This window comes from Nocardiopsis mangrovi (genome assembly GCF_042653925.1).
Taxonomy (GTDB): Bacteria; Actinomycetota; Actinomycetes; order Streptosporangiales; family Streptosporangiaceae; genus Nocardiopsis_B; species Nocardiopsis_B mangrovi.
Window position 1 is genome coordinate 1 of record NZ_JBHSFQ010000075.1, and the last position, 3,642, is coordinate 3,642.

The window sequence follows — 3,642 nt, forward strand, 5'->3', positions numbered from 1 at the left end:
GGGTGGGGGTGGTTCCTGATGGGGTGGTGGGTCATTCGCAGGGGGAGATCGCCGCGGCGTATGTGGCGGGTGTGTTGTCGCTGGAGGATGCCGCCCGGATCGTTGTGCACCGCAGCCGCCTCATCGCGACGCACATGGACGGTCGCGGCGGAATGCTCACCGTCATGGCCCCGCGCGAGCGCGTGGACGCGCTCCTGGCCCCCTACACAGGGCGGCTCTGGACGGCCGCCGTCAACGGCCCGGCCTCGGTCACGGTCTCCGGAGACTCCGACGCCCTGGCCGAGTTCGAACGGCGGCTTTCCGCCGCCGGGCTGCTCCGGTGGCGCCTTCCCGGAGTCGCGTTCGCCGGACACTCCGGCCACGTCGACGCCATCCGCGCCGATCTCCTGCGCACCCTGGACACGATCTCCCCGCAGGCCGTCCGCGTACCGCTGCTGTCGACCGTCGAGGACCGGTGGATCGACGGCACGGAGATGGACGCCGACTACTGGTTCCGCAACCTCCGGGAGCCGGTGCGGTTCGCGTCGGCGGTCACCCGGCTCGCCGAGGAGGGACACACCGCCTTCATCGAGGTGAGCGCACATCCCGTGCTCACCACCAGCGTCCACGACCTCGTCTCCCCCGGCGACGGCGACGGTGCCCGGCCGGCGGTCGTGGGGACGCTGCGGCGCGACGACGGCGGGCCGCGCCGGCTGCTGTGCTCCCTGGCCGAAGCCTACGTCCGGGGGATCGGCGTCGACTGGCGGCGGCTGTTCGCGGGGACCGAACCGCGCCGCGTCGACCTGCCCACCTACGCGTTCCAGCGGCGCCGCTACTGGCTGGAGGCGCCGCCGGCCGCGGCGGGCGACGCGGGCGGCCTCGGGCTCGACGCCGCGGACCACCCGCTGGCCGGAGCGGTCGTCCGCGTCCCCGAGACGGGTGGGGCGCTGTTCACCGGTCGGCTGTCGGTGCGGACCCACCCCTGGCTCGCCGATCACGTGGTCTTCGATACCGTCGTCGTCCCCGGTGTCGCCCTGGTGGAGATGGCGGTGCGGGCCGGCGGCGAGGTCGGCTGCGACTGCGTGGACGAACTGGTGGTCGAGGCACCGCTCGTGCTGCCGGAGCAGGGGGCCGTACGCGTCCAGATCCGGGTCGACGGCGGTGACGCCTCCGGCCGCCACCCCCTCACCGTGCACTCCCGGCCGGAGGGCGCCCCGCCCGACGCCCCCTGGACCCGCAACGCCTCCGGCGTCCTCACCGCCGCCTCGGAACCGGCCGGGGCCGACCTGTCGGACTGGCCGCCCCCCGGAGCCGTCCCCGCGGACACCGGCTCGCTCTACGACGGGTTCGCCGCGGCCGGGCTCGACTACGGTCCCGTGTTCCGGGGTGTCCGCGCTGTTTGGCGCCGCGGAGAGGAGGTCTTCGCCGAGATCGGGCTGACCAGCGAGGAGCGCGGGCGCGCGGGGGACTTCGGCCTGCACCCCGCGCTCTTGGAGTGCGCGCTGCACGCGAGCACGTTCTGCACCGGGCAGGACGTCGCCTCCGCAGACGGCGACGTGCTGCTGCCGTTCTCCTGGAACGGCGTGCACCTGCACGCCTCCGGCGCGACGGAGCTCCGCGTGCGCGCCGTGCCCGCGGGCGCGGGAGCGGTGTCCCTCGCCATGGCCGACGGCACCGGCGCGCCCGTGGCGACGCTGGGCTCCCTGGTGTTCCGGCCGATATCCGCCGCGCGGCTGGCGCGGACCGGCGACGGCGCCGCGGATTCGATGTTCCGGGTGGCGTGGTCCGCCCTTCCCAGCGGGCCGGACGCGGGGGAACCGGGGTGGGGGCTGCTGGGGCCGCCCGGCCCGGGTCCGCACGGGAGGCCGCAGGCGACATATGCGGATCCCGCCTCCCTCGTCGAGGACGCCCGAGCGGGCTGCCCGATCCCGTCCGCGGTGTTCTTCGCGCCCGGCGCCTCCGGCCCGCTCGAAGGTCCGCGCCGGCCGGGCGACCTCGCCCGGGAAACGCTTGAGGCGGTCCGCTCCTGGCTGTCCGAACCGGCCCTGGAAGGGTCGCGGCTGGTGGTGGTGACCCGCGGCGCCGTGCCGGCCGGCGGCGCCGAGGCGACCGACCCCGCCGCCGCTGCGGTGTGGGGGCTGGTCCGCGCCGCCCAGGCGGAACAACCGGACCGGATCGCGCTGGTCGACACCGATGCCGATCCCGCCTCACAGCGGGCGCTCGCCGCACTGCCCGTGGACCGCGAGCCGCAGATGGCGGTGCGCGCGGGGACCGCGCTGGTCCCGCGCCTGGTACGCGCCGCCGGGCCGGAGGGCGTCGCCGAGGCGTCCGCCCCCGATCCCGACGGCACCGTGTTCATCACCGGCGGCACCGGTTCCCTCGGCGCCCTGGTGGCGCGGCACCTCGTGGCCGATCACGGGGCGCGGCACCTGGTACTGGCGAGCCGGCGCGGGCCGGCGGCCGACGGTGTGGCGGGGCTGGTCGCGGAACTGGCGGAACAGGGCGCCCACGTGCGGGTCGTGGCCTGCGACGTCGCCGACCGCGCCGAACTCGCCTCGGCGCTCGCGCTCATCTCCCCCGCCCACCCCCTGACCGGTGTCGTACACGCGGCCGGGCATCTCGACGACGGGGTCGTCACCGCCCTCACCGCCGAACGGCTCGCCGCGGTGCTCGCCCCCAAGGCCGACGCGGCGCAGCACCTCGACGCGCTCACCCGCGGTGCCGACCTGCGGTTCTTCGTGCTGTTCTCGTCCATCGCCGGAACGCTGGGCAGCGCCGGGCAGGCCAACTACGCGGCCGCCAACGCCTACCTCGACGCCCTCGCCGAGCGGCGACGCGCCGAAGGGCTGCCCGCGGTGTCGATCGCCTGGGGCCTGTGGGACGTGGCCAGCGGTCTGACCGGCGGACCCGGCCGCGCCGACCTCGCGCGTATGGCGCGCCAGGGGCTTCGCCCGCTCGCCCCCGCAGACGGGCTCCGCCTGTTCGACTCCGCCCTAGCGGGAGAGGCCCCCGCCGTGGTGGCGATGCACCTGGACACCGCTGCCCCACGCGCCCAGGCGGGAACGACGGTCCCGCCGCTGCTGCGCGGACTGGTCCGTCCCGCCCGCCGGGCGGCGAACACCGGAACGAACGACGGCGCGGCACTCGCGCGGCGGCTGTCGGCGCTGCCGGAGGAGGAGTCGGCCGCGGCGCTCCTGGACCTCGTCCTGGACGCCACCGCCGCCGTACTCGGGCACGCGGCGGCGGAGCGCGCCGAGCGCATCGACGCCGACCGCGCCTTCAAGGAGATGGGGCTCGACTCCCTCACCGGCGTGGAACTGCGCAATCGGCTGATGGAGGCGACCGGCCTGCGCCTTCCGGCGACGCTGGTGTTCGACCATCCCACGCCCAACGGACTCGTCCGCCGCCTCCTCACGGAACTGCCCGGGACGCGGAGCTCCCCGGAGGCCCGGGCCGTCGTGTCCGTCCGGCACGCGCCAACCCCCGGTGCGGACGATCCGGTGGCGGTGGTGGCCATGGGGTGCCGGTTCCCGGGTGGTGTGGGGTCGCCGGAGGATCTGTGGCGGTTGGTGGCGGAGGGGGTGGACGCGGTCGCGCCTTTTCCTGTGGATCGGGGGTGGGATCTGGGGTCGTTGTTCGATTCCGATCCTGGTCGTGCGGGGA

Annotated in this window: 1 protein-coding gene; it reads left to right on the forward strand. The window is 75.9% G+C overall.

Annotated elements, in window-relative coordinates:
• Positions 1-26: 26 nt before the first annotated feature.
• Positions 27-3,642, forward strand: a 3,616-nt coding sequence (locus tag ACFO4E_RS29960; RefSeq protein ID WP_378580670.1) for a type I polyketide synthase, incomplete at its 3' end; no start/stop codon positions are given.